Source organism: Pseudomonas sp. Irchel 3A18 (assembly GCF_900187465.1).
Taxonomy (GTDB): Bacteria; Pseudomonadota; Gammaproteobacteria; order Pseudomonadales; family Pseudomonadaceae; genus Aquipseudomonas; species Aquipseudomonas cichorii.
This window is the reverse complement of record NZ_FYDI01000001.1, coordinates 182,640-208,023: the sequence shown is the minus strand read 5'-3', so window position 1 is coordinate 208,023 and position 25,384 is coordinate 182,640. Positions and strand designations below refer to the sequence as shown.

At 57.3% G+C, this 25,384-nt stretch carries 23 protein-coding genes and 1 pseudogene; 8 read left to right on the top strand and 16 right to left on the bottom strand.

The features are described 5' to 3' along the window. Positions 1–17: 17 nt before the first annotated feature. The 4 genes from CKW23_RS00950 to CKW23_RS00935 form a co-directional block, all read right to left on the bottom strand. Positions 18–860 carry a CAP domain-containing protein gene (locus tag CKW23_RS00950; RefSeq protein WP_095066886.1) on the bottom strand — a complete coding sequence of 281 codons (843 nt, stop codon included), beginning with the start codon at positions 858–860 and terminating at the stop codon, positions 18–20. Between the two features lie 163 nt (positions 861–1,023). Further along, positions 1,024–1,839 carry an oxidoreductase gene (locus tag CKW23_RS00945; protein WP_025260800.1) on the bottom strand — a complete coding sequence of 272 codons (816 nt, stop codon included), beginning with the start codon at positions 1,837–1,839 and terminating at the stop codon, positions 1,024–1,026. Between the two features lie 17 nt (positions 1,840–1,856). After that, positions 1,857–2,645, bottom strand: a complete 789-nt coding sequence (locus CKW23_RS00940) for an SDR family oxidoreductase (RefSeq protein ID WP_025260801.1) — start codon at positions 2,643–2,645, stop codon at positions 1,857–1,859. A 54-nt stretch (positions 2,646–2,699) separates the two neighbouring features. Further along, positions 2,700–3,794, bottom strand: a complete 1,095-nt coding sequence (locus tag CKW23_RS00935) for an alkene reductase (protein ID WP_095066885.1) — start codon at positions 3,792–3,794, stop codon at positions 2,700–2,702. 172 nt (positions 3,795–3,966) lie between these two features. Here CKW23_RS00935 and CKW23_RS00930 point away from each other — a divergent pair, with 172 nt between their 5' ends. Then, positions 3,967–4,542: a TetR/AcrR family transcriptional regulator gene (locus CKW23_RS00930; RefSeq protein WP_025260803.1), complete on the top strand. Its 576-nt coding sequence runs from the start codon at positions 3,967–3,969 to the stop codon at positions 4,540–4,542. Here the strand turns inward: CKW23_RS00930 and CKW23_RS00925 are convergent. Then, positions 4,539–5,276: a GNAT family N-acetyltransferase gene (locus CKW23_RS00925; protein WP_025260804.1), complete on the bottom strand. Its 738-nt coding sequence runs from the start codon at positions 5,274–5,276 to the stop codon at positions 4,539–4,541. The two genes, CKW23_RS00930 and CKW23_RS00925, sit on opposite strands and share 4 nt — an antisense overlap. Positions 5,277–5,723: 447 nt before the next feature. Here CKW23_RS00925 and katB point away from each other — a divergent pair, with 447 nt between their 5' ends. Both katB and CKW23_RS00915 read left to right on the top strand, forming a co-directional pair. Then, positions 5,724–7,229, top strand: coding sequence for a catalase KatB (katB, locus tag CKW23_RS00920; protein WP_025260805.1), 1,506 nt, complete (start codon positions 5,724–5,726; stop codon positions 7,227–7,229). Positions 7,230–7,280: 51 nt separating this feature from the next. Next, positions 7,281–7,814: an ankyrin repeat domain-containing protein gene (locus CKW23_RS00915; RefSeq protein ID WP_025260806.1), complete on the top strand. Its 534-nt coding sequence runs from the start codon at positions 7,281–7,283 to the stop codon at positions 7,812–7,814. Between the two features lie 171 nt (positions 7,815–7,985). On the opposite strand, the gene CKW23_RS27110 is transcribed toward CKW23_RS00915, so the two are convergent. The 4 genes and pseudogenes from CKW23_RS27110 to CKW23_RS00900 form a co-directional block, all read right to left on the bottom strand. Next, entirely contained in the window at positions 7,986–8,600 is a 615-nt protein-coding gene (locus CKW23_RS27110) for a methyl-accepting chemotaxis protein (protein WP_371856542.1), read from the bottom strand. A gap of 510 nt (positions 8,601–9,110) precedes the next feature. Continuing rightward, positions 9,111–9,629 (bottom strand): annotated as a pseudogene (locus tag CKW23_RS27105) (MCP four helix bundle domain-containing protein); the annotation flags it as partial. A 168-nt stretch (positions 9,630–9,797) separates the two neighbouring features. Next, a complete protein-coding gene (locus tag CKW23_RS00905; RefSeq protein WP_177434614.1) occupies positions 9,798–11,897 on the bottom strand; it encodes a PAS domain-containing sensor histidine kinase in 2,100 nt (699 codons plus the stop codon). Positions 11,898–12,099: 202 nt separating this feature from the next. Then, positions 12,100–12,330, bottom strand: a complete 231-nt coding sequence (locus CKW23_RS00900) for a DUF6434 domain-containing protein (RefSeq protein WP_095066883.1) — start codon at positions 12,328–12,330, stop codon at positions 12,100–12,102. 119 nt (positions 12,331–12,449) lie between these two features. On the opposite strand from CKW23_RS00900, the gene CKW23_RS00895 reads away from it, so the two are divergent. Beyond that, on the top strand, positions 12,450–12,761 hold the full coding sequence (locus CKW23_RS00895; protein ID WP_025260810.1) for a hypothetical protein: 312 nt from the start codon (positions 12,450–12,452) through the stop codon (positions 12,759–12,761). A gap of 193 nt (positions 12,762–12,954) precedes the next feature. Further along, positions 12,955–15,777 carry an ATP-binding protein gene (locus CKW23_RS00890; RefSeq protein ID WP_236250090.1) on the top strand — a complete coding sequence of 941 codons (2,823 nt, stop codon included), beginning with the start codon at positions 12,955–12,957 and terminating at the stop codon, positions 15,775–15,777. A 222-nt stretch (positions 15,778–15,999) separates the two neighbouring features. Here CKW23_RS00890 and CKW23_RS00885 read toward each other — a convergent pair whose 3' ends face one another. The 4 genes from CKW23_RS00885 to CKW23_RS00870 all read right to left on the bottom strand — a co-directional run bounded on the left by CKW23_RS00885 (position 16,000) and on the right by CKW23_RS00870 (position 20,472). After that, a complete protein-coding gene (locus tag CKW23_RS00885) occupies positions 16,000–16,335 on the bottom strand; it encodes a hypothetical protein (RefSeq protein ID WP_025260812.1) in 336 nt (111 codons plus the stop codon). 208 nt (positions 16,336–16,543) lie between these two features. Beyond that, the gene (locus CKW23_RS00880) at positions 16,544–18,958 is read right to left on the bottom strand and encodes a TonB-dependent receptor (RefSeq protein WP_025260813.1); all 2,415 of its coding nucleotides are present in this window, start codon (positions 18,956–18,958) and stop codon (positions 16,544–16,546) included. Positions 18,959–19,033: 75 nt separating this feature from the next. Next, positions 19,034–19,966: a FecR domain-containing protein gene (locus tag CKW23_RS00875; protein ID WP_025260814.1), complete on the bottom strand. Its 933-nt coding sequence runs from the start codon at positions 19,964–19,966 to the stop codon at positions 19,034–19,036. Next, positions 19,966–20,472 (bottom strand): sigma-70 family RNA polymerase sigma factor, encoded by a 507-nt coding sequence (locus CKW23_RS00870; protein ID WP_025260815.1) that lies wholly within the window; start codon positions 20,470–20,472, stop codon positions 19,966–19,968. Before CKW23_RS00870 ends, CKW23_RS00875 begins: the two co-directional genes overlap by 1 nt. Positions 20,473–20,829: 357 nt before the next feature. On the opposite strand from CKW23_RS00870, the gene CKW23_RS00865 reads away from it, so the two are divergent. Genes CKW23_RS00865 through CKW23_RS00855 form a run of 3 tightly spaced genes read left to right on the top strand, consistent with a single transcriptional unit; the run spans position 20,830 to position 23,016 of the window. Next, positions 20,830–21,411 (top strand): TetR/AcrR family transcriptional regulator, encoded by a 582-nt coding sequence (locus tag CKW23_RS00865; RefSeq protein WP_025260816.1) that lies wholly within the window; start codon positions 20,830–20,832, stop codon positions 21,409–21,411. Between the two features lie 58 nt (positions 21,412–21,469). Further along, complete coding sequence (locus tag CKW23_RS00860) at positions 21,470–22,573, top strand: alkene reductase (protein ID WP_095066882.1); 1,104 nt, start codon at positions 21,470–21,472, stop codon at positions 22,571–22,573. A gap of 56 nt (positions 22,574–22,629) precedes the next feature. After that, complete coding sequence (locus CKW23_RS00855; protein WP_025260818.1) at positions 22,630–23,016, top strand: nuclear transport factor 2 family protein; 387 nt, start codon at positions 22,630–22,632, stop codon at positions 23,014–23,016. Positions 23,017–23,134: 118 nt separating this feature from the next. On the opposite strand, the gene CKW23_RS00850 is transcribed toward CKW23_RS00855, so the two are convergent. The 3 genes from CKW23_RS00850 to CKW23_RS00840 all read right to left on the bottom strand — a co-directional run bounded on the left by CKW23_RS00850 (position 23,135) and on the right by CKW23_RS00840 (position 25,344). After that, positions 23,135–23,626, bottom strand: coding sequence for a DUF2269 domain-containing protein (locus CKW23_RS00850; RefSeq protein WP_025260819.1), 492 nt, complete (start codon positions 23,624–23,626; stop codon positions 23,135–23,137). A gap of 9 nt (positions 23,627–23,635) precedes the next feature. Further along, positions 23,636–24,757, bottom strand: a complete 1,122-nt coding sequence (locus CKW23_RS00845) for a saccharopine dehydrogenase family protein (protein WP_025260820.1) — start codon at positions 24,755–24,757, stop codon at positions 23,636–23,638. Positions 24,758–25,182: 425 nt separating this feature from the next. Next, complete coding sequence (locus tag CKW23_RS00840; protein WP_074568978.1) at positions 25,183–25,344, bottom strand: DUF2986 domain-containing protein; 162 nt, start codon at positions 25,342–25,344, stop codon at positions 25,183–25,185. Positions 25,345–25,384: the final 40 nt, after the last annotated feature.

The following is a 25,384-nucleotide window of genomic DNA, read 5'->3' as shown; positions in this document are numbered from 1 at the left end:
CATACGGACGGCTGTGTTCACTGCGAACCGAACATGGCCGTCCAGTAAATCCCCGCATCGCTCTTGGGATCTATGGCATAGGCGGCGCCCAACTCCCGGAAGCCCGGATTCATCAGATTGGCGCAATGGCCGGGGCTGGCAAGCCATCCATCGACCACTTTGCGTGTCGTGTCCTGGCCAGCGGCGATGTTTTCGCCGATCTGCTGGGCGATGTAACCGGCAAGCTCCGCCCGATCTCCCGGCGTACTGCCGTCGCGGCCCTTGTGATCGAAGAAACTGTTATTGGCCATGGACCGTGTATGCCCTTCGGCCGCCATCGCCAACGTGGCGTTCCAGGTCAGCGGCGTCGTGGCATTGAAAGCCTGGGTGCCACACTGACGTGGCTGGTTCCGGGCCGTGTTGATCAGCTCAAGCAGCTTTTGACCTTCAGCCTGCCAGTCTCCCAAACGCGCAGCCAGCAGCGAGCGCGCCAGTACGATGCGCCATTCTCGCCCTTCACGGCTCACACCGATATCGACGAACTGCGGGTCCAGCACCACCTGGCAAAAACTTTCCTGCACCGCTTTCATTGCAGATTGCGCATCTCGAGGCCCGGACAGGCTGATGGCCTGCACTGTCACCATCGGATAAGACGCACGCGCCAGCGCCTGCTGCAAATCGCCCGAGCCGGTGGCAGGCAATACCAGACGCGAATCGCTTACCAGTGGAGGCAGCTCCATGGAAACCTGCCCCGCACAGCGCTGAACCTGACTGCGATAGAGATTGATCGATTCTGCCAGTTGCGTTTCTTCGGTGGCCTGGGCTGCAACGGAGAAAAACGACAACACAGCAAGCAGCAAAATGGATGACATGACGCGCATGAAGGAGCCTACCTTGGGGATCGGACCTGCACATGATGCGCGATTTAACTGGCAAATTGCACTCTGCCGGAGGTTGGAGTCACTGGCCGCGACTTCAGTGATGAAGCCGTCGCGGCCAAGGCCCCTCACACATTAATCAGCAGGCCAGTGCTACCAGAGCAGTTCAGGCATCCAGTTGCAGGTTCTTGCGAATCCCCGCATCCAGCACACTCGCCGGTGCGAACCGACGCAAGAACTGTAACTGCCTTGCGGCCTTGCCTGCTGTGTAGCGAAGCCTGGGGCGCTCGGCACTCGCCGCCTGCAACACGACATCGGCCACGATTGAAGGATCGTCGGCGTTCGCCATCGCTTGCTGGACCACCTTCGTGACATGCGCACGGATCGACTCATACTCTTTGAGCTTTGCATCCGGCTCAATGTTATTCGCCTCGAACTGCGTCTTGGTATAAGCAGGCTCGATGACCGAGACTCTGACCCCACGGGTACGCAGTTCGTGATCCAGGGCTTGCGAGTAACCGGCCACTGCATGCTTGCTCGCGCAGTAAAGCGCGACATAAGGCACCGAAACAGCCCCCAGAATCGAGCCGATATTGATAATCCGGCCACTGCCACGCTCAAGCATGTGCGGCACAATTGCACGGGTCATACGCAAGATGCCCAAAAAGTTCGTGTCGAAGAGGGCCTTGGCCTGCTCGATGGAGCTTTCCTGCGCAGCCCCAGGAGCAATCCCGAAGCCTGCATTGTTGACCAACAGATCGATGCGCCCTTCCAGCTTCAGCAACTCGTTGACCGCCGCATCGACGGATGCGTCGTCAGTCACGTCCAGCGCCAGTAACGGAAAACGCCGCTGACCTGCCTGACCACCCCGTCGGCTCGTGCCATAAACCGTGTAGCCCGCCGCCAGGAGTTTATGGGCCGTGGCTTCGCCGATGCCTGAAGAGGCGCCCGTAACGAGCGCCACTGGTTTGTTGGTTCTCATGGAAGCTCCTTCAGTGCTTACAAAACGGTCTGATAACGCTCGGCAGCATGCGCCTGCCGAATGTCCGACAGCAGCGCTTGTCGCGTAGCGTCCAGAGCGTCCCAACGGGCGGCGTCCTGCAATGGCGGAATGGTCACAAGCTCACGCTTATCAAAACCGACCAGAGCGGCATCCACCAACTCGCCAACATCCATCACTTCGGACAGCGTATTGATGTCGATGCCCGCACGCTCCCAGATCTCGGTGCGGGTTGCGGCAGGGAGAACGGCCTGTACATAAATGCCTTTAGGACCGAGTTCCAGATTCAGGCCTTGGGAAAGGAACAACACGAAAGCTTTGGTCGCACCATAAACCGACATGCCGAACTCCGGTGCCAGACCTACCACCGAGCCAATATTGACGATGGCGCCTTCACCCGCCTGCACCAGGCGCGGGGCAATGGCATTGGCGAGCCGGACCAAGGCCGTCGTATTCAATCCAACCATCCGAGTGACATCTTCGGAGGTCTGGTCGAGGAAGCCACCGGACTGGGCTATCCCGGCATTGTTGATGAGGATACCAATTTGGGCGTCATCGCGCAGGCGTGTCTCAACGCTAATCAAATCCTCGGAGCGAGTGAGATCAGCCTGAAGGACGTCGATCTCGACGTTGTGTTCTTTGCGAAGACGCGCTGCCAGGGTTTCCAGTCGCGCCTTGTCGCGGGCAACCAGTACGAGATTGTGGCCACGACTCGCGAAACGCTGGGCGTAGGTAGCGCCGATGCCAGAAGAAGCGCCGGTGATGAGGACTGTCGAAAAGCTGGTCATAAGGTTGCTCTCTTGATGGGATGAAGGCCACGTCAGTCCGTGGCCTTGCCAGCGTTACTGCACTTGAGAATCTGCGAAGGTCGGGTAGTCGATATAGCCAGCTGCGCCGCCGCCATAAATCGTGCCCGGATCGGGCGCAGCCAGAGGCGCCCCGCTGCTCAATCGCTCGACCAGATCCGGATTGGCAATGAACGGACGTCCAAAGGCGAACAAGTCGGCCTGGCCCTGGTTGAGCCGGGAAGTGGCGAGGTCCAGGTCATAGCCGTTATTGGCGATGTAGGTGTTCTTGAAGCGCCGACGCAGGGAATCGAAATCGAACGGCGCCACGTCACGAGGCCCGCCGGTCGCACCCTCGACCACATGCAGATAGGCAATACCCAGGGCATCGAGCTGATCGACGATGTAATCGAACTGAGCCTGCGGATCACTGCTTGAAACCCCATTGGCTGGCGAAACCGGCGAAATACGAATACCGGTGCGTTCAGCGCCGATCTCGGCAACCACAGCCTGGGTCACTTCCAGCAACAGCCGCGCACGATTTTCGATGGAGCCGCCATAGGCATCGGTACGCAGGTTGGAGCCATCCTTGACGAACTGGTCCAGAAGATAACCATTGGCACCGTGAATCTCGACGCCATCGAAACCCGCAGCGATGGCGTTTGCCGCAGCCTGACGGAAATCATTGACGATGCCCGGCAGCTCATCAAGCTCCAGAGCACGGGGCTCGGATACATCCACAAAGCTGTTGTTGACGAAGGTTTTGGTCTGGGCACGGATCGCAGACGGCGCAACCGGAGCGGCGCCATTGTTCTGCAGATCGACGTGGGAAACACGTCCGACATGCCACAGTTGCAGGAAGATCCGCCCACCCTGGGCGTGCACGGCATCGGTGACCTTGAGCCAGCCGTCGATCTGGGCCTGCGAGTAGATGCCAGGTGTGTCCTGGTAACCCTGCCCCTGCTGCGAGATTTGCGTGGCCTCAGAAATCAGCAGGCCGGCCGACGCCCGTTGGCTGTAGTAAGTCGCGGCAAACTCGCTTGGCACGAACCCGGCACCGGCGCGATTGCGCGTAAGCGGCGCCAGAACGATCCGGTTGGAGAGTGTCAGGGAACCCAGGGTGTAAGGCGCGAACAACGTGTTGTCGGTCATATCGTCTTGTTTCCACATCGATTGGAGGTCGCTGCCGAAGGAGCAGCGTCAGCTTCTGCGGCAGGCTTGACGATAATGATGACGATCATAATCTTAATCGTCAATGGTTTTGATGATGACCAACATCAATGTATAGTGAGCGCCTGAGCGTCAGCACAAAAGGCACGTGGATATGAGAGTCAGCAAAGCGCAGGCACAGGCGAATCGAGCACACATCGTCGAGACGGCGTCAGAACTGTTTCGTGAACGGGGTTATGACGGCGTGGGCGTCGCCGATCTGATGGCGGCTGCCGGTTTTACCCATGGCGGGTTCTACAAACACTTCGGCTCCAAGGCCGACCTGATGGCAGAAGCCGCCGCGAGCAGTTTTGCCAAGAGCGTGACCAATAGCGAAAACCTTAGCGTTGAAGAGTTCTTCACGCATTACCTGTCCCGCCAGCACCGCGATGCGAGGCATGTGGGCTGCACGATGGCAGCGCTCTGCGGGGATGCGGCGCGCCAGACCCCGGAAGTCAGGACCACGTTCGCCGAAGGGATCGAGAACATGCTCGAAAAAGCCGGTTCCGAAGGCTCGGAGACCGGCGATGCAGACCAACAGCGGACCCGGATGGTCAGCATGCTGGCCCATGCGGTAGGCGCAATCGCGTTGTCACGCGCTTGCCCGGATGACTCACCGCTGGCGGATGAGATTATCGATGTGTGCCGGGCGCAGATACTTGCGAATTTCTCGGCGGACATTAAAAGCTAGGCTTGCGAGCCACCCACCAGGATCGGCCCACGCCCGCCACTGCGCAAAGCGCCCTCACCCAAGCGCTCCACTACCAGCGCTGTGGCGTGACGGGTCATCTCGTCCAGATGCCGGTCGCGCTTTTTCTCGGCGTCTACCATGGCCCTCTTACCGTGCTGTTTGAGCAGGTACGCATGAATCTGCCGCACTTCCACTGAGCGATAGATGGGCGCGACGTCCAGAACGGCCAGCAAGCCATCCGTACCGTGGTCGCGAGTATTCATGATGACCTGGGGGCCGCGTGCGCCAATCACCTGAAACCCCAGCGACTCGAAGCACGGCACCTTGCCAGCGACACAGCAGAGTTCCGCGTGAGGATAACGGTCAAGCATTTTCTGCAGCATGGCTCGTGCGGTACCACGGCGGCGATGGCTTTCCCGTACGGCCATATATGCCACGGCACAGGCCTGAGGATCATCTTTGACCGGCAAGTACAGGACAAAGCCGGCCACGATGGAGGGATCCTGTTCATCCAGCGCCCCGATCAGTTCCACCTCAATGCCTTTGGAGCCGTCCATGCCATCCAGATAGAGATGGACCTCGTAGCCGATGCCGTATTGATAAAGGCTGTAGAGCGGGTTACTCGGGGCGATGGCGACCATGCTGATGTCGGTGACGTAATCGACAACCATCTGCAGAATCTGGCTTTTGATGGCTTCGGGAGGTGTGGCTTCAAGCAAGGTGACAATGGACATCAAACGAGGGGCTCCGGGGCTTACTCATGACAATCTGGCAACACCATCATAACGCGCCAGAGCCTGAAGCACGGAAGGAATAAAAATGCCTACCCTGAAGCAAGGCTTTGAAAAAGTTTGATCGCTACCGTTTCAAGGAAGATAACTCGGTATTCCCGACAAAAGCACAGTCATGCCCGAAAGCACACTTGCCCGACATACAGATAGCTACTATCTTAACATCATCGCAAAAAGAGAAACTTCAAGAAACATATTAACAGCGACATACAAATAACATTTCTCATCTACGCTTCATTGTGTCCCCCTTATGTACGTCACCCACATTTATCTCAATCGCCCCGATAAATTTTTACGATTACAGATAAATACTCATCCGCCTAGGATAAGTGCGCTGAATACAAAAATATGAGGGATTCAAAAATGCCGTTTTTAAACTGGTCAGGTCAAATGCTGCGTTTGACTGCTGTCGGCTTAATGGTTATTCCGACCGCTTATGCAGCCGATACATTAACCCGCGACAATGGTGCCCCCGTGGGCGATAACCAGAACTCACAGACTGCCGGCCCTCAAGGGCCTACGCTGTTGCAGGATGTGCAGTTGCTGCAGAAACTCCAGCGTTTCGATCGCGAGCGCATTCCTGAGCGCGTGGTTCACGCCCGTGGTACAGGGGTTCGTGGTGAGTTCACCGCTTCGGCTGACATCAGCGACCTGAGCAAGGCCAAGGTGTTCAAGTCGGGTACAGCGACCCCGGTTTTCGTGCGCTTCTCTTCCGTGGTGCATGGCAACCATTCGCCTGAAACATTGCGCGACCCCCATGGTTTCGCCACCAAGTTTTATACCGCCGATGGTAACTGGGACCTGGTGGGTAATAACTTTCCGACCTTCTTTATTCGCGATGCCATCAAGTTTCCCGACATGGTTCATGCCTTCAAGCCTGACCCTAGAACCAATCTGGGTAACGACTCCCGCCGCTTCGACTTTTTTTCCCACGTCCCGGAAGCGACTCGCACTTTGACATTGCTGTACTCCAATGAAGGGACGCCAGCCGGTTATCGCTTCATGGACGGCAATGGCGTACACGCCTACAAACTGGTGAATGCCAAGGGCGAAGTCCATTACGTGAAGTTCCACTGGAAATCACTGCAAGGCATCAAGAACCTCGATCCGGCACAAGCGGCTCAAGTGCAGTCCAAGGACTTCAGCCACCTGACCAACGATCTGGTCAGCGCGATCAAAAAAGGCGACTTCCCGAAATGGGATCTCTACATTCAGGTGCTCAAACCTGCCGATCTCGCAAAATTCGAGTTCGACCCGCTCGACGCCACCAAGATCTGGCCTGACGTTCCCGAGCGCAAGATCGGTCAGATGGTCCTGAACAAGAACGTCGATAACTTCTTCCAGGAGACCGAGCAGGTCGCCATGGCTCCGGCCAACCTGGTCCCGGGTATCGAACCTTCCGAAGACCGCCTGCTGCAAGGCCGTGTGTTCTCCTATGCCGATACGCAGATGTATCGTCTGGGCGCCAATGGCCTGAGCCTGCCGGTCAACCAGCCGAAAGTCCCGGTCAACAACGGCAACCAGGATGGCGCAATGAACACTGGCCACACCACCAGTGGCGTCAACTACGAGCCAAGCCGTCTGAGCCCGCGTCCGTCCGATACTCAGGCACGCTACAGCCAGTCGCCAGTAAGCGGCACCACCCAACAGGCGAAGATCACCCGCGAGCAGAACTTCAAGCAAGCAGGCGATCTGTATCGCTCCTACAACACCAAGGAGAAGAGCGATCTGGTCCAGAGCTTTGGCGAGTCGCTGGCTGACACCGACACCGAAAGCAAGAACATCGTGCTCTCGTTCCTCTACAAGGCTGATCCAGACTACGGCACTCGGGTAACCGAAGTGGCCAAGGGTGATCTGGCCAAGGTCAAGTCCCTGGCTGCGAACCTCAAAGACTGACAAGTCGATAGCCGGCCCCACAAGGGGCTGGCTGTTTTCAGGAGAACGCCCATGCGAACCTTACTTTTCGGGTTGGTGCTGTTTGCCGCAGTCGCTCAGGCAGAAACACCTTCGGACCAGACAACCAACCAGTTACGCACTCTGTTTTTCGACGCTTCCCGCGAGGGAAACAGCGAGATGATGACAACCTTCATCGACGCTCACTACGACCTGAACATCCAGGACGAGAAAGGCTATACCGGGTTAATTCTGGCGGCCTATCACGGCCACGAACAACTCGTTACCCAATTGATCGATGCCGGTGCGGATCCCTGCACCAAAGACAAACGCGGCAATACCGCCTTGATGGGTGCCATTTTCAAAGGCGAACTGAGTATCGCCAAGCGCCTGGTCGAAGCCCATTGCGCGCCCGACCAACGCAATAACGCAGGCCAGACGGCGTCGATGTATGCCGCGCTGTTCCAGCGCACCGAAATTCTGCAGGCCCTGGCCGCCAAAGGTGCCGACCTGAGCCTTCGCGACAGCATGGGCAATGATGTGAGCAACCTGTCCAGGGGCGAGTTCCAGGCACCGCCCGTGCAGTAAAACCGTGGGAGGGGCCTTGGCCGCGACGGGGCCGGTATATTCCAAGAGATTTATCGCCAGAAATACCGTCGCGCGCAGGAGCGAATTCATTCGCGAGAGGCCGGTACATCCGACAGATAATCTGTCGTTTAATACCGTCTTCGCGAATGAATTCGCTCCTGCCAAGCGGGCTTACGCCACCTTGAAAAACGCCACCTTCCCGGTCAACCGGTCAGCCAGCTCCGCCAGCTCTTCACTGGAACTCGCCACTTCCCGTGACCCGGCAGCCGACTCAAGGGTGGAGCTGTGGATGCGGTTGATGTTCTGTGCAACATCATCCGCCACGGCATTCTGCTGAATCGAGGCGCTGGCGATCTGGGCGTTCATGCCATTGATAGCACCGACCTCTTCGCGAATCCGGCTCAATGCCGCTTGGGCATCACGGGTCTGCTCGACGGTCGTGCGGGCCAGTTCGCAGCTCTGTTGCATGATCCGCGTCGCGCCTTGAGTGCCGCCCTGAAGCTTGCTGATCATCTCGCGGATTTCCTGAGTGGACTCCTGAGTACGTGTCGCCAGAGAGCGCACTTCATCGGCCACGACCGCAAAGCCGCGACCATACTCGCCGGCGCGAGCAGCCTCGATGGCCGCGTTGAGCGCCAGCAGATTGGTTTGCGCGGCGATGGAGTTGATCACCTCGATCACGGTTTCGATGTTCTCGCTATCCTTGGAAACCTGATCCACCGTCTGAGTGGCCTGCTCCAGAATGGTCGCCAGTTCCTGAATGGTCGTGGCAGCCTCCCCAACCATGCGGTGGCCACTTTCGACCTGAACGTCGGCAACCTTGGTTGCTTCGGAAGCCTGGGAGGCATAGCCCGACACCTGGCTGACCGAACCCGCCATCTGGTTGATGGCCGTCGCGATATGCTGGGCTTCATTGGTTTGCAGGCTGATCTGGCGATTGTTGTCGGCCGAGGTGGACAACAGTCGCACCGAAGAATCGGTTACATGGGCCGCCGCAGCTCGTACTTCACTGATGGTCTGTGACAGGTTGCCCAGCGTGTTTTTCAGGGTGCCCATGACGCTATTGGGGTAATCCGACTCGATCTTCTGATTCAGATCGCCACCCGCCAGCCGACGAATCACTTCGGCAACCTCTACAGGCTCAGCGCCCAGCGTGGACCTCACAGAGCGAATGATCGTCATAGACACACCGATGCTGAGCAACACCGCGACCGTGGTCGCAATCACCATCAGCAACATGAAGCCGCCAGCGGCGGCCTGCACCTTATCGAGCAGGCCCTTGATCTGCGCTTCTTCATGATCGATCAGCGCATTGATACGCTTGAGCCATTCGCTGTAATCGGCAGACGTCTGGGCCAGCAACATGGCTTGCGCACCCGCCACGTCGTTGTTGCGACGCAACTCCAGCACCTTGTCCGTCGAGGCCAATGCCTTGCGCTCGATATCCTTGATGTCCTGCAGCAAACGTTTCTCTTCGCTGGAAACGTTCATTTTCTCGTTGAACAGACGATCCATCGGTTCGGCCGAATCGTCATAGTCCTTGCGCAGACGCACGATCTCGCTCAGGTGCCGATTGAGGTCCTGATCGCTATTGACCAGCACGGCATCGCGAATGGAAATGGCGCGATTGTGCACACTGCCACGGAAGTTGATGGCATAGCGCTGGATCAGCGCAGAGTTGTCGCTGACATACTTCAAGGTATCGTCAATAAACCCGACACGCTGAATACCCACAGCGGTCACCAGCACCAACAAGGACAACACAGACGCAAAGCCTAATCCGATGCGCTTGGCCAATGAAACGGGTTTACTCATGACGCACCCCAGCGAGAGTGAAAGTTGGCAAATCGGATAGCCAATGGCTATCAACGAACGCAATCTACTCCCACCCAGGCTATGGGCACAATTGAATCTGGAGTTATTACTCCATAAATATTCTTAATGCCGGAAAAGGCCCGGCTACACGAAGGATCGCCGGGTTACTCAGTCTTCCAGATTGAGCATTTCATGGATGCGGCTGGCAAAGGCTTCCATGGTGAATGGCTTGGTCAACACCCACATGCCCGGCTCCAGATGGCCGTTGCCGATAATCGCGTTTTCCGCATAACCGGTGATGAACATCACCTTCAGATCAGGCCGGATGATGCGTGCCGCGTCGGCCAGTTGCCGGCCATTCATGCCACCGGGCAAGCCGACATCGGTCACCAGCAAGTCAACACGCATATCGGTGCTCAGCAGTTCCAGGGCCGTCGCCCCTTCTCCGGCTTCGACCGATCTATAGCCATGATCTTCGATCACTTCACTGACCAGCATGCGAATGGTGGGCTCGTCATCAACGATCATGATCGTCTGGGTAGACTCGGCGCGGATGTTTTCTGCAGGCTCCAGCTCCGGATCACACAACTCCTGCGGCGCGCCCAGGTAATGCCGGGGCAGATAGAGGCACATCGTCGTGCCCTGATCCTTTTCCGAATAGATACGCACCTGGCCACCGGACTGCCGCACGAAGCCATAGACCATCGACAGCCCGAGCCCCGTGCCCTGCCCCAGCGGCTTGGTGGTGAAAAACGGATCGAAAGCGCGATTGATCACTTCCGGTGTCATGCCCGTACCAGTGTCGGTGACACACAGGGAAAGATATTGCCCCGCAGGCATATCCCGCGCCACACAAGCGCGCTCATCGATCCACTTATTGGCGGTTTCAATGGTGATGCGACCGCCTGCGGGCATCGCATCGCGGGCATTGATACACAGGTTCAACAGGGCATTTTCCAACTGAGGCGCGTCAATAAAAGTCGACCACAGCCCGACCGCCGTCACCACTTCCACCGTAATATGCGGCCCCACGGAACGACGAATCAGCTCTTCCATACCAATCACCAGTCGATTGATATCAACCGGCTTGGGATCAAGGGTCTGACGTCGTGAAAAGGCCAGCAGACGATGAGTCAGCGACGCCGCACGCTTGGAAGCATCACGGGCAGCGGCAACATAACGATCGATCTCGTTATAGCGCCCCTGGCTCAGGCGCGCCTTGAGCAGTTCCAGCGAACCGGTAATGCCCGTCAGCAGATTGTTGAAATCGTGGGCGATGCCACCCGTAAGCTGACCGACAGCCTCCATCTTCTGCGACTGACGCAAGGCTTCTTCGGCCTGGCTCAAACGAGCCTGTTCATGAAGGCGATCACTGACGTCATAGGCAAACAGATAGGCGCCGATCTGTTGCCCATCGACATTGCGAAGCGTGCTGTAGCGGATCTCATAGTGACGAGTGTCATCTGCCGAATCACCAAAACTGGCGACCTCGACAAACTCTTCTCCCGCCAGAGCCCTCTCCCAAAAGACACGGATGACCGCCTGACTGTCAGGCCTGTGCTTGAGCAACTCAAGCATGTTGTCACCGATCTTGGGCGTGACACCGAACAGACGCTGAAACTCTCGCTCGGCAGAAGCGTTGATCGCCAGCCAGCGGTACTCGGGATCGATGACATGAATGAACGCATTGGTCCCGTTGACCACATCCGAGAGCACCTTACGCTCGGTAACCGCCTCGATGATGCGCGCTTCCAGCGTCTCGTTCAGTTGCCGCAAGGCCTCTTCGGCACGCTTGCGCTCGGTAATGTCCTGGAACAGCACCGCCACCTGGTTGCGACTGGCCGGCTCGATACGAAAGGCCGTCAGCGCCAGATAACGCCCGGTCGCCACCAGCTCCCGCTCAAAGCGGATCGGCTCACCGGTGCGCAGCACCTTGCCATAGAACTCGACCCAGCCATCGGCCTCTTCGGGAACCATTTCACGAAGCTTCTGCCCGACGACATTGGGAATACCGGCATGAAAGGCATAGGCCGGGTTGGCCTCGATATGGATGTAGTCACTCAACGGCCCGTGCGGGCCATCGAAAAACTCAATGATGCAGAAACCTTCATCCATGGCATTGAACAGGAAACGGTAGCGCTCCTGAGAAGACGCCAACTCCAGCTCGGCTTTCTGCCTGTTGGTGCACAGCTGATCTTTAAGGCTCAGGTTTTCCTGTTCAAGCGCCTTCAACTGACTTTTCAGGCTTTCAATATCGGTCGGAGTCAATGCTGCTGTACCTGGAGGTATTGATTACGCTGTTTCACATTCCGCAGAAATGCATGCACACGCTACGAGAAAAAACGGCTACTGCCAAAAATTAGTGGCGCTTTGAAATCATTAGAGCACTGAGATCTCAGCAAATTCCATCGCAACTCCACGAAAATAGCGCTGAGCAATAAAAAAATATCCAAACAGGTGTACGAAAGACTTAAAAAGCCCCCTGACAAGGGAATTTCTGATGCCTGCGCAACCACTCATCCACCAGATCCCCCATGGTCTTCGCAGTGCCATCGACAATCCAGGCCATGAATGATCGGTCGAACTTGAAATCCGGGCCACAGTGCTCGGTCATGAAGCGGCGAACGTTCTGGGTGTTTTTGTAGGTGGCGGTGACGGGGGTGGATTGGGTGATGGGGTCGGAGTGCCAGTTGAAGGGCATGGGGTGAGCCTGTATGGATGATAGGGCGTTGTGTTTGATGGTAATGAGTGAAAGCACAACATTGAGACATAATCGTCGCGGTATTCCATGAACACAACAAGTTCAAGCGAGACTCAAAATTGAGCACAAAAACCGAAGAGCTGATCAGTGTTCTGGACGAACTCGTTGCCGTACTTGAAAGCGACGGTGAAGAACACTGGAGCCAATGGATGAGCGATGCCCGCGCACGGTTGGCCGACTCTGATTCATCAGGAATAACGAAACTGCGCTCGGCCTACGGCGGCATGGGCTCATTCAATGATCTCATGTTGGGGCAGAGTTACCGCGATGGCGTGTTGTGCTGGAAGCCGGGGTATGGGGAGTTGAATCAGAGGTTTTACAGGTTGCGGGATGATGTTGCTCGGCTTGTGAGTGAGGTTGATGGGGTGTAGGGCATGGGTTTTGTATCGCAAAGCTGTTTTTACAAAGCTGGCTGTGGGTCGAGCCTGTTGAAAACAGTCGACCTCTGTTTTTATCCGCAAACAGTACGTGCCTGAGATTGAAATCTTGAATTGTCGCGGAGCGATCATCGGGCTCAGCTCTCACGTAGCAGCGTGCTAAAGAGGTCTTTTCACCGACCAGCCCTTGAGCCGTTTGAGAAAACAGCCTTTTTCAACAGAATTTGCCCATTGCTGTCGGTCGCACAATACCGCCATGCTGATGCTTGATAGTCGCTTTTCTGAGAGACTGAAATCCGCCCATGCCGAAAAGAGAGAGTCGCGCCACACCCTCCTCTTTCGCCACCTCCAATTTGAACCAGACCGCGGAAGAAGACTCTGTGGCCGTTGGGAGTTTCGTTTGCTTACTGTTCCCAAGGATCCAATCGGTGATGACCGCTTATCTCATGTGCTCAATGCCAGTGAGCGGCTGGCCAGTGCTGCATCGGTGGACGAGGTCGTCGCCGTTTTGAGGGATACCGTGCGCGCCACGGTAGGCGCTGAGGGCGTTGCGGTAGTCATCGAAAATGAAGGCCGCTGTTCTTATGTGGCTGAAGATGCGGTCTCTCCCCTTTGGCAAGGCCAGAACTTCCTGATCGACCACTGTATTTCAGGCTGGGCGATGCGCCACCGCAAGACGGTTGCGATCCGTGACGTCCGGCTCGACCCGCGCATCCCGCAGGACGCTTACGCGCCGACCTTTGTACGCAGCCTCGTGATGGTGCCCATCGGTAGACCTGTTCCGATCTCGGTGCTTGGCGCTTACTGGTCAGAGGTTCGGGATCACGACCCTGAGACGATCAAACGACTGGAAAGTCTGGCGCGACTGGCAACGATCGCTATTGAGAATGCGCGCCTGACCCAAGCTCGCAATCGTGGGGCAGCACTTGGGGCTGCACAGAACCGTATCCTGGAGCTGGCTGTACAAGAAACAGCCCTGAACGTCACGCTGGATGCGATCGTCCGCGAGGTGGAAGCGCTCTCCATGTCAGGTTTCCTGGGAAGCATCTTGCTCCTGAATGAGGACGGGAATCACCTGGAGCATTGCGCGGGGCCAAGCCTGCCCTACGCTTACAATGAGGCAGTCAAAAGCATTGCCGTCGAGCCGAGCGCTGTAACGGCAGTGGCTGACATCACGAACGCCCCAAGCTGGGCTGACTTCCGGGATCTGGCCGTCGGGCAAGGTCTGCACGTCTGCTGGTCAATCCCGATCCGTTCGGCGCAAGCCACCCTGCTCGGCGCTTTCGTTCTTTACCACCATGAGCTGCGCGAGCCGTTGCCAGCGGATATGGAAATCATCGACTTCGTGGCTCATACGGTCGGGCTGATCGTGCATCGTACACGAGCGGATTCCGCGATCCGTATCAGCGAGTCGAGATTGCGCCTTGCCGTTGACCACGCCGATGTGGGTTTCTGGGACGTGGATTTCGTTAATAACACGCTGGTTTGGCCGTCACAGACTAAAGCGATGTTCGGCATCTCGGCTGATGTGACAGTCACGCTGCAAGACTTCTATGAAGGTTTGCATCCCGAGGATCGTGAGGCGACGATCACAGCCTTCATGGCGGCCGCTGACCCAGAGCGTCGCGCGCTCTACGAAGTCGACTACCGCACGATTGGACGGGAAGACGGCATCGTCCGCTGGGTTGCGGCCAAGGGCCGGGGCGTGTTCGATAAGGCCGGTCTCTGTTTGCGCATGACCGGCACCGCAATCGAAATCACCGCCCGCAAGGCGGCCGAAGAGAAGTTGAGGGAGCTCAATGACACCCTTGAAGGGCGAATTGCTCAGGCCATCACCGAACGGGAAGAAGTCCAGAAGGCGCTGCGCCAGAGCCAGAAGATGGAGGCGATGGGACAGCTTACCGGCGGCGTCGCCCATGACTTCAATAACCTGCTCACCCCGATCGTTGGCACGCTTGACCTGCTCCAGCGACGAGGCGTGGGTGGTGAACGAGAGCAACGGCTCATCTCAGGCGCGATGCAATCGGCGGAACGTGCAAAGACGTTAGTGCAGAGACTGCTTGCCTTCGCTCGCCGTCAACCGCTTCAAACGGTTCCGGTCGATGTGGCCAGATTGGTGAGCGATATGGGCGATCTGGTGGCCAGCACGACAGGGCCGCAAATCAAGGTGGTCGTCGATGCTCCACAGAATCTGCCCGCTGCCATCGCCGATCAGAACCAGCTCGAGATGGCCCTTCTCAATCTCTCCGTAAACGCACGTGACGCAATGCTTCAGGGAGGAACGATGCGCATATCTGCCAGCACGTCGCTGGTCGGCAATGGGCACCGTTCAAAGCTTCCGCCAGGTGAGTACCTGTGCCTGTCTGTCGTGGACACTGGCATTGGCATGGACGCCGCAACCCTCGCCCGCGCGGTGGAGCCATTCTTTTCCACCAAGGGTGTCGGCAAAGGGACTGGTCTTGGCCTTTCAATGGTGCATGGGCTGGCATCACAGCTGAACGGAGCACTCACGATTCAGAGTTCGCCCGGTTTCGGGACGAACGTCGAGCTGTGGTTGCCGCGCAGTACGACCGAGTCAACAGTGGCTTTGCGCATTGTCGAGGCGTCGGAGCCGCGATTGACACACGGGATCGCGCTGTTGGTCGATGATGAAGAACTGGTACGCGCCAGCACCTCGTACATGCTGGCCGAGTTGGGCTACAGCGTGATCGAGGCCGCGTCAGGCGAAGAGGCCATGCAGTTGATGGCCCACGGGGAGCCATTTGATCTGCTCGTCACGGACCATCTCATGCCGGGCATCAGTGGGACCGATCTGGCCAGAGTGGTTCAGCGCTCCAGACCTGAGACCGCGATCCTGCTCGTCTCCGGCTATGCGGAACGTGAGGGCCTTGATCCAGACCTGCCGCGGCTCACCAAACCGTTTCGCAAGAGCGAGCTCGCAGCAAGCCTTTCCCCACTCCGCGGCGAGTTCCCGAACGAGGATCCTGAAGCCAAGGTCGTGGCGCCCTGATCGGCGTCAGGATATGGATGAATCACTTTGTGGGAGATCGCTTGCTGGCGACTTCATGTACAGGCGCAGGATATCTGCCGGTTTTTAGGCCTTTTCGCCAGCAAGCTGCCTCCCACACGTTTTGTTTGTGCCTTAACTGATCGGCATTAAAGCGTAGCCCGCCCCCCAATCGCCAGAAACAAAAAAGCCCGGCGAACCGGGCTTTCTAAAGCTGGGTACTGATTATTTAGCAGTCTTCAGCTTGATAACATCACCGGATACGGTGGTGGTGTAGCCGTTCAGGACCCAGGCCCAGAACCACTTTTCCTGTACTTGAGTATTGATCAGCGCATCGCCACCTTTCGCCTGGATGGCAGAGTTTTGAGCGCGAACAAAACGATCGTTCTGACGAATAGGGATCAGACCGAAAAGCATCAGGCCCGTAGCGCTTGCTTCACTGTGGCCAACGACGGTGTACTGGTTGCTATCGTATTGCTGAGTCTTCATTGCGGTGCCGGTGCAACCCGCTAGAACCAGACCACATACTGCAGAAGCGATGATTTTACTGACGAACTTCACGATGTTTCCCCATGATATAAAACCCGAATCCAATTATCGGGCGGCGACACTTTACCCGAAGAGTTCAAACGTTTGACACTTTTTACACCTATGTTCCCTGAGCACACGCCGTTCTCGTATGGGTATATATCGGCCCCCTGAGCAAAGTTGAGGATTCATATCCAGGCGGGATTCAATCGGTAAGCAATAACACCTGAGCAGATCTGACTCAAAACTCCAGTTGCGCCGAAAAAGCAATCGTCCGCGGATCCCCCAGATAGCTGGTATTGAGCCAATACTTCTTGTCCGTCAGGTTGCTCACGTTCGCTCGCAGGGTCAGGCTGTTGTCGCCCAGCGGCAGGCGGTAGCGGGCTCCGGCGTCGAATGTGGTGAAGGCTGGCAAGGTGTAGTTGTTGGCCTCGTCGGCGTATTGCTTGCCGGTGTAGAACGCGCCGCCGGTCACGGCAAAGCCTGGTGCGGAGGCGATGTCGTATTCGGCATAGACCTTGGCCAGTTGTTTGGCCACGTTGATGGGTGAGTTGCCGTCGTTTGCCGAATTTGAGCTCTTTTTCACCTCGGGATCAAGCAGGGTAAGGCCGCTGACGAGCGTCAGTTGCGGGGTGACTTTGCCCGTCACGCTGAATTCCAGGCCATTGTTCTCCTGCAGGCCGTCAGCGACGTAAAGACGAGCCGTGTTGCGGAAAGCATTAGGCTTTTCAATGTTGAACAGCGCCAGCGTCACCAGCGTGTCGCCGAGACTGGCCTTGGCTCCGATTTCGTATTGTTCGCTGATCTGCGGCGCCAGAGCGGTCCCGGCGTTGATTGCGTTGGCGGGTGCGACGCTGCCACTTTGCAAACCTTCTATATAGGTGGCATAGGTGGTCAGCCAGGGCACTGGCTTGTAAATCAGCGACACGCTGGGTGAGGTCAGGCTTTTGTCATATTCGGTCTTGCGCGGCGTGCTGGTCGTAGTGGCGAAATTGTTGGTGTAGGCAATGATCTGGGTGTGGGTTGCACCGAGGATGGTCGACCACTGTTCGTTGAATGTGATGATGTCGCCGATCAACAGGTTGTGGGTGTCGCTGGTACTGGAGAGGTGCCGGGCACCATGACCAATGGAATAACCCGGCTTGCTCACCTGCGGCTGCTGGCTGAGCGATACGGCGGGGCCGGTCACTGAGGTTTGTTGCTGACTCGGGGTATGGTCGGTGTACATCAGGGTGCGCGCGGTATTGCCCTGATAGCCCAGCGTCAACTTGTGATCCAGCGGGCCCGTTGCGAACTGCGAGTCTAGAAACAGATAGCCTGAGTACTCGCGGGTTTCCAGAGGGGCAAAAGCATACAGCGGTTGTGTGTACATGCCTGGCGCATCGATCTGCGGGCCGGTGTAGGTGTATTCCTGGGTGTATTGCTGTGCGGCAAAAGCTGCACGCAGGCTGAACGTGTCGTTCAAGCGCCATTTGGCCCGCACGCCTGCCTTGTCGGTCTGATTGTCGGAGAAAGCCCATTTCTGGCTGTACAGCTTGTCGGTATCCAGTGATGACGCGCTTGGGCGATACGCTTCGTTGGCGAAGAACCAATAGCTGGTCAGGCCGCGGGTCTGGCTTTCCTTGTGAGAGGCGTCGAACTGGATCTGCAGGTCGTCGCTGACGTTCCAGTCCAGTGCCAGGCTGACCATCTGCCGACGACGCTTCTGCAGATCGAGGGCGGTTTCGCCATCCTGAGTCAGGACATTGAGTCGGTACGCGAACTTGCCTTCACTATCGATCGGGCCACCGAAGTCGCCGTGCAGGTAGTAGTTTTCGCCACCCGCATTGCCGAGTGTGACACTGTTGTAGCGCTCATAGGTCGGCCGTTTGAGCACGTAGTTGGCCAACCCGCCGGGAGACGCCGGGCCATACAGGAAACCGGTGAGGCCGGTGACCACTTCCAGTTGTTCGGTGTCTTCGATGAAGTTACCGCCATCGGCAAGGGTGCTGAAACGCAGACCGTCGTTGGCGATGTTCAGGCTGGAAGAGCCACCGAAACCCCGAATGGTGATAGCACTGGCGTAGCCGGCGGTTTTAGGGGAGTAAAGCTGGGCAAAGGGGTTGCGTTTGAACACATCGTCGGTCGAGGTGGCCTGCAGGTTCTTGAGCAGCGCCTGGGAGGTCACGCTCATGGAGTAAGGCGTGTCCTGTAGTTTCATGCCGCCCAGAGCGCCGACATTACTGATGTTTTCGCTCACATAGCCTGCGGCTTCAGAGCCTTCGGCCGTGGTGCGGGCGTTGATATCGACATTGGGCATCGTCAGCGTGCCGACCTCGGTACTGACTTTAACCAACCCATACACCCGATCACCCAGTTGCACAGCCCCAAGCCCGGAACCCGCCAGCAGTTTGGCGAGACCTTGCTCAGCGCTGTAATCCCCCTCCAATCCCGGTGAGCTCAACCCCTGAGCCAGCTCCGGGGCGAATTGCACAGTGATTCTCGCCTGCGAACTGAAACCGGCCAGCGCCTGGGACAGACTCGCTGCCTGGACGCTGTAATGCCGGATCGCTCCGTCTGCCTGGGCACGCAGCGGCTGAGCGGCCAAAGCAAAGGTCAGCAATGACAATGCGAGCGTGTTGCGTGTGGCCGCGCGCAGGGTACGAGAATGGGTCATGGAGCAAAATGTCCTTTGGTGATTACAGATTCACTACTAAGGACGGGCACCGTGAAAAAACGGGCCAAAAAAAGATCATGCCTTGCTCACCGTCACCCAATAACGGGTTCGATAACTCACTGTCACCGGGAGAGTGGTCGGCAGCGCGGCGAGAATGGCATCGCTGTTGTCGAGCTGGAAGCCACCGCTGATACGCAAAGCCGATGCACTTTCATCACAATGCAGTCGGCCTGGGCGATAGCGGGTCAGCTCCTGGAGGAAATCGCGCAGCGGCAAGTTATCAGCCACCAGTTCGCCTTGTGTCCAGCGTGTAGCCAGTTCGCTGGCAGGGCGTAACGGGCCGAAGGCCGCAGCGCTGAAAGACACTTGCTCTCCCGCCTCCACAACCTGTGGCGCTGTCTGCGCAGGCGTAGCCCGAACCCGGCCTTGCAGCACCGCCAGCTGTGTGGTGCCACTGAGCTGGCGCACACTGAAGCGCGTCCCCAAAGGCTCCATAAGCCCTTGTTCACTGGCCACACGCAAAGGACGTGTATCGACGCCGGTGCTGATCAATATCTCCCCGCGAACCAAGCGGATCAACCGCTGCCCGGCATCGAATTGCACGTCGATGGCGCTGTCGGTGTTGAGGTCGACCACACTTCCATCAGCGAGTGTCAGTTGCTGCCGTTCGCCTGTGCGGGTGCGGTAGTCAGCCATCCAGCCCTGCTCGGTGCCAAAGCGATACCCAAGGTAGCCAGCGGGCGCAATGGCGGCCAACACCAGCAGCGTCTTCAAGACCTGGCGCCGTTCGCGGTTGAGAGTCCCCATGGCAATGGAGGGCGGCAGACCACCCAGTTGCTGTTGCACATGCTGTACCCGCTGCCAAGCACGCTCATGCTCGGGGTCGGCCGCACGCCACCGAGCACAGGCCTGCTGTTGCGCGGGGCTCAGAGACTGCTCATGCATCAGCACAAGCCAATGGGCGGCCTGGCGTGCGACGTCACGACTGATCGGGGCCTGCGCGGACATTAAAGCGTCACGTCGCTCAGGATGCAGGCTTCAAAGGCAGTGGCCATATGACGTTTGACGGTACGCTCACCAATGCCCAACTGTCGGGCGATCTGCACATAGGTCAGGCCATCGAGCTGTGCCAATAGAAACACCGCACGTACGACAGGTTTAAGGCGGTCAAGCAAGGCGTCGAGCTGGAACAGCGTTTCGCGCATCTGCCATTGATCTTCCGGCGACAGGGAAAAGGCTTCGGGCATCGTGGCGAGCATGTCGAGATAGGCCCGCTCCAGCGACTGCCGACGGAAATAGTCGCAAACCAGCCGCTGGCCCACCGTCGCCAGATAGGCCCGCGGACGGTCCAGGGTCAGGGTTTCGCCGGTTCTACGCTGCGAAGTGAGAATACGGAGGAAGGTGTCATGTGCCAGGTCCGCCGCCTGGCTGTTGCAACCCAGGCGACGATAAAGCCAGCCCGTCAGCCAGCTATTGTGCTCTGCATAGAGAAGCCCTATACGATCCTCGCCCACGACTTGCCTCCCGAAAGAAGCGGCGATAATAATTGATAATGATTCTCATATCAATGCGGATTCACAGTGCGGACTCCAGCCTGGGATCACTCTGGAAACTGGACCTTTGCCCAACATTGCTCAATCCAGTCGCACTGAGGGACGTGCCTTGTCTGACAGGTAGCGAGGGCTGGCACAAAACACATTCGGCATGACACCAATGCGCCGGGCAACCATTATTACCATCACGAGCAATAGCGTGGGCGGCCAGCCTGTCTCAATGAGCGTTGAGGATAAGTCTTGTCACCCGCGGTCTTCGGAAGCAGGTTGCCAAATCGAGTAGACGACTGGTCGGTTTCTATCTACAATCCCCACCCTATGAAAAAGCAAGCCCAAGACATGCGACAGCACATCATCGATGTAGCCAAGTCGCTGATGACGAACAAAGGTTACACCGCCGTCGGCCTCGCAGAGGTGCTGAACGCTGCCGGCGTGCCCAAAGGCTCGTTCTATTACTACTTCAAATCGAAGGAAGAGTTCGGTCAGGCGCTGCTCGAAGAGTATTTTGCCGACTATCTGTCTCGGGTAGATTCACGCATGGCGAACCCCGGCAGTGGTGCTGAACGGTTGGTTGCGTACTTTGATTACTGGATCGAAACCCAAGGTACGGATCTGCCGGAGGGCAAATGCCTGGTCGTGAAACTGGGGGCTGAGGTCTGCGATTTGTCTGAAGACATGCGCCATGTCCTTGAAAAAGGTACAGCGAAGATCATTCAGCGGATCACGGCCTGCACCGAACGAGGGATTGCGGACGGCAGTATCAACACGGATGAGAAGCCCGAAGTCTTTGCCGAATCCCTTTATCAGCTTTGGCTGGGTGCTTCGCTCCTGGCGAAGGTCAACAAATCTTCAGCGCCCTTCGACACAGCCATGAACCTGACAAAACGTCTGCTCCAGTGACGCTGGTTTTTTTTGCCCACCAACTAGACGACCGGTCGAATATATACAGGTAACCATCATGAATGACCACAGCCTCCACACCGATCTGTTCTCCCCTACACGCATGGGTTCCATTGAGCTCGCCAACCGGATTGTGATGGCGCCCGTCACCCGCAGTCGTTATGAAGAAGATGGCGTCCCGAATGAAATGCACGCCACTTATTACGCACAGCGCGCCACGGCAGGCCTGATTGTGGCCGAAGCGACCAATATCTCCGCGCAGGGCCGAGGCTATGCAGCGACTCCCGGCATCTGGAGTGAGGAACAGGTTGCAGGCTGGCGCAAAGTCACCGATGCCGTACATGCGGCAGGTGGAAAAATCGTCAGCCAGCTCTGGCACGTAGGACGGTTCTCCACTGTCGACCTGCAACCGGACCGCCAGGCTCCCGTGGCACCATCAGCCATCAAGGCAGAGGGAAACACCTACACGACTGAGGGCTTCGTACCTGTCTCCATGCCTCGCGCTCTGGAAACCGACGAAATTCCGGGAATCATCGAGCAGTACACACGGGCTGCCGAGAACGCCAGACGTGCTGGCTTCGATGGCGTTGAAGTGCACTCAGCCAACAGTTACTTGCTGGATCAGTTTCTGCGGGACTCCACCAATCAACGCACCGACTCATACGGCGGTTCGATAGAGAACCGCGCCCGCCTGCCTCTGGAAGTAACCCGGGCCATTGTCGATATCTGGGGCAGTGATCGTGTAGGCATCCGCCTTTCACCCGTCACGCCCGATGCCGGCAACACCAAACCGGACAGCAACGTGATGGGGCTGCACGGTTATCTGATCCGGCAGTTGAACACCTTCAATCTGGCCTATTTGCACTTCGTCGAAGGTGCTACCGCAACCTCGCGTGAAGTCCCGGAAGGTGTCGATATGGACGCATTGAGCGCTCTGTTCGATGGGCCTTTCATTGGCAATAACAACTATGACTTCAAGATGGCCGTCGAGCGCAGGGCACAGGACAAGATCGACGCTGTAGCGTTCGGGCGCCTGTTCATTGCCAACCCTGATCTGGTCAAGCGGCTGCGTTATGGCGCCGCTCTGAGCATTGCCCCTCGCGAGTCCTATTACGGCGGTGGTGCAAAAGGCTACATCGATTGGCCGCCAGGCAACTTCTGACACCAGCCCGACTTATCCCACCCGTTTACCCAACATCACTTCAGGAGAAGTACTTCATGAGCAAAAATATCAAGACCGTTCCGACTCAGGACTACAATGCCGTCATTGCCACGGCCAGCAAATATGTCGAAGGCTTGCGAGTCGGCAGCGTCGATGCCATCGCTGAAGCCTTCCACGCCGACGCCGTGATGTACGGCTTCACCAATGGAGAATTGCTGGGTGGCCCGATAGAAAATCTATACACATTCGTCGAAAAGAATGGCACGGCCCCCGACATCGTTACGCGCCTCGATGTACTGGCCATAACACCGACCACTGCCGTCGTCCGGATTGATATGGAAAAAGACGCCATCGGTGCCGATTACAACGACTACCTGACCCTGATCAAGATCGACAGCGACTGGAAAGTCATTGCCAAGGTTTATCATCAGTTTGAAAGTTAATCAGGAAGGAGGGCTTATTGACTCTGGTCATCGGCCCTACTCTTTCAACGATTAAACGGCATCTATCAGGTATTCGGCATTAGAGTGGGGGGCAACCCGATGCAGGCAGAAGAAGCATTCAAACCAGCCCCCCCACCCACTGCCAAGGCGCCATCTTCGTCACCATGATCAGTACGATAACGAACATCCCCGCAAAACCCAGCACGCCCATCCAGAACCACTTCCGGTAAATCGACCGATACTCCGCCCCCAATTCTGCACCCGAGTTGACTGCGGCCAGAGCCATCGCCTGCAATTGATTTTGCAGGATCAGCACCGGCAGCCAGAGTGAGCCGACACACAGGAAAATCACCAGCGAGGTCAGTACCCATTCCGTGGTCAGGGGCAGGCCCATGATGCGGGTCAGCAGGTAACCGGTGATGATCTGCACAAAACCCGCCGGGGTGGTAATCCAGGTGTCAAAGCGCACCACCATTCTGGCGACATGTGCGATGACGTGCGGGTTGGCAGTGCGGCTTGCGGCGATCAGGTAAAGGTAAGACCCCATGCCGAAACCAAACAGGAAAATCGCCGCGATGATGTGGGTGTATTTCAGGAGAAGATAAGTCATCGGTCAGCGCTACGTGTCGGAAAACTGTACTGACAGATGGATATTCAACGGCTCGTTGATCGCTGCCAGGTACTCGTCAACGGTAATCTCTCCCACGCAGGCCCGGGCACCGGGTTCAGGCTTGTAACCGCGATTGACCTTTTCCATCAGGGCGACGGCTGCACAACTGGGAATTTCCGGCCCTTTGTCATTGGAAGCCGTCAATTGCACCGTCATCAGCAACGGCCTGGCGTCATGGTCGCCGCCGTGAACATCAATGAACATCGCACTTTTTCCGTCACCAAAACGCTCAAACCACGTCCCCCAGCGATGCAGCCTCGCAGCCCACACAGGAACAGAACGGATCAACCCCGCCTTCACTGCCAGAGCCAGCAAATAGTTGGCGACACCTCCGAGTTTCAAGCCCGACCCGGCCTTGAAGCTCAGGTTCCTGGCGCCATAGCGCCCGGCAAAAATATCCATATCGGGGACATCGACATTGGCCAGGAGCCGGGTGCCCATCATCGGCATCTTGCGCAAGGTCAGTCCCTGCCAGCCCGGCACCGCATGCACCTGCCCTTCCTTGAGCTGGCTGATCGGCTTGCCGGCGTACGCCAGCACACCTTCTATGGTCGACAGGCCCGGCATTTTCGCTGACGAAGAAATGCCATGGTTGATGGTGTCGATGCGGGTAAAGCGATGGCGGTGTTGATCGATGATGGCCGAAGACAGCGAAGGCACGGAACTGCAACCGCTGAAGATCGCCACGCCCGCCGCTCTGGCGCGTGCATCGAGCGCTGAAATGCCGTTGACGAAGTGGCGGCAGTCGGACAAGTCGCAGTAATTGACGCCAGCCTCGATGCAGGACTCGGCAATGGCATAGGATTGCCCCTGAAACGGGCCAGCCGTATGAATCACCCAATCGATCCCCATTTGCACCAGGACCGGTTGTAGCTCTGCGCTCATGGCGTTGCCACACCAACCTTGCACGGCCTTGCCAGACTGCCGCCCAAGCGCCTCGACCTTTCGGGAAAGTTTTTGCGCATCACGCCCTGTAATGACCAGTTCGATATCGGGTACAGCAGCGAGATGCCGACAAATGATACTGCCGAAATTTCCATAGCCACCAACCACCATCACCCTGAGCGTCATGCGCAACTTCCCGATATCCGTTGATTCATGCGGCGGCAGCTTCGCTGATATCCCGCAGGCGTTCAAGTTGAGAGGCTCGCAGCACGGTTCCTGATGCCATTTCTCGGGGGCAGTCGGGTCATGCATCACGTGTGGGAAGCCGCTTGCTGGCGACAGGGCCGCTGAGTTTTATGGAAAACTCGGATCGACGTATAGCCAAAGGCTTACACGAGCCGGAGACAATTCGCTCTTTCTGCCCTTCGAGAAGGCTCGTAAGATTGGATCCAACAACTGGTGAACAAGGAGTTCGCCAGGATCAAGGATGATCGACCATGGCCCGGAGGGCTGCCGACAGGGAGTTGGAATGGTCTTTGGAAAAACCCGCTTCGGCGGGTTTTTATTTGCCTGCAGAAAAGTGAGCCTGACGGCTCAGCGCCTCATCTCCCTCACTGCAAACCTGCAGGGGCCGCCTCTTGAGCGGATTCAGCAGCCATTTTCAATCGGTCAGCCTTGCAGATGTATTTAGGCTTGCTCTTGGGTGCCAGTTTGGCACTGGCCTTCTTGGCGTGAGCCTTTAATAGCTGCTGGATCTTTTTACGACGATTCATGTTTTCTACTCAGCGTGTGAACGCCTGAATGATATCAGCT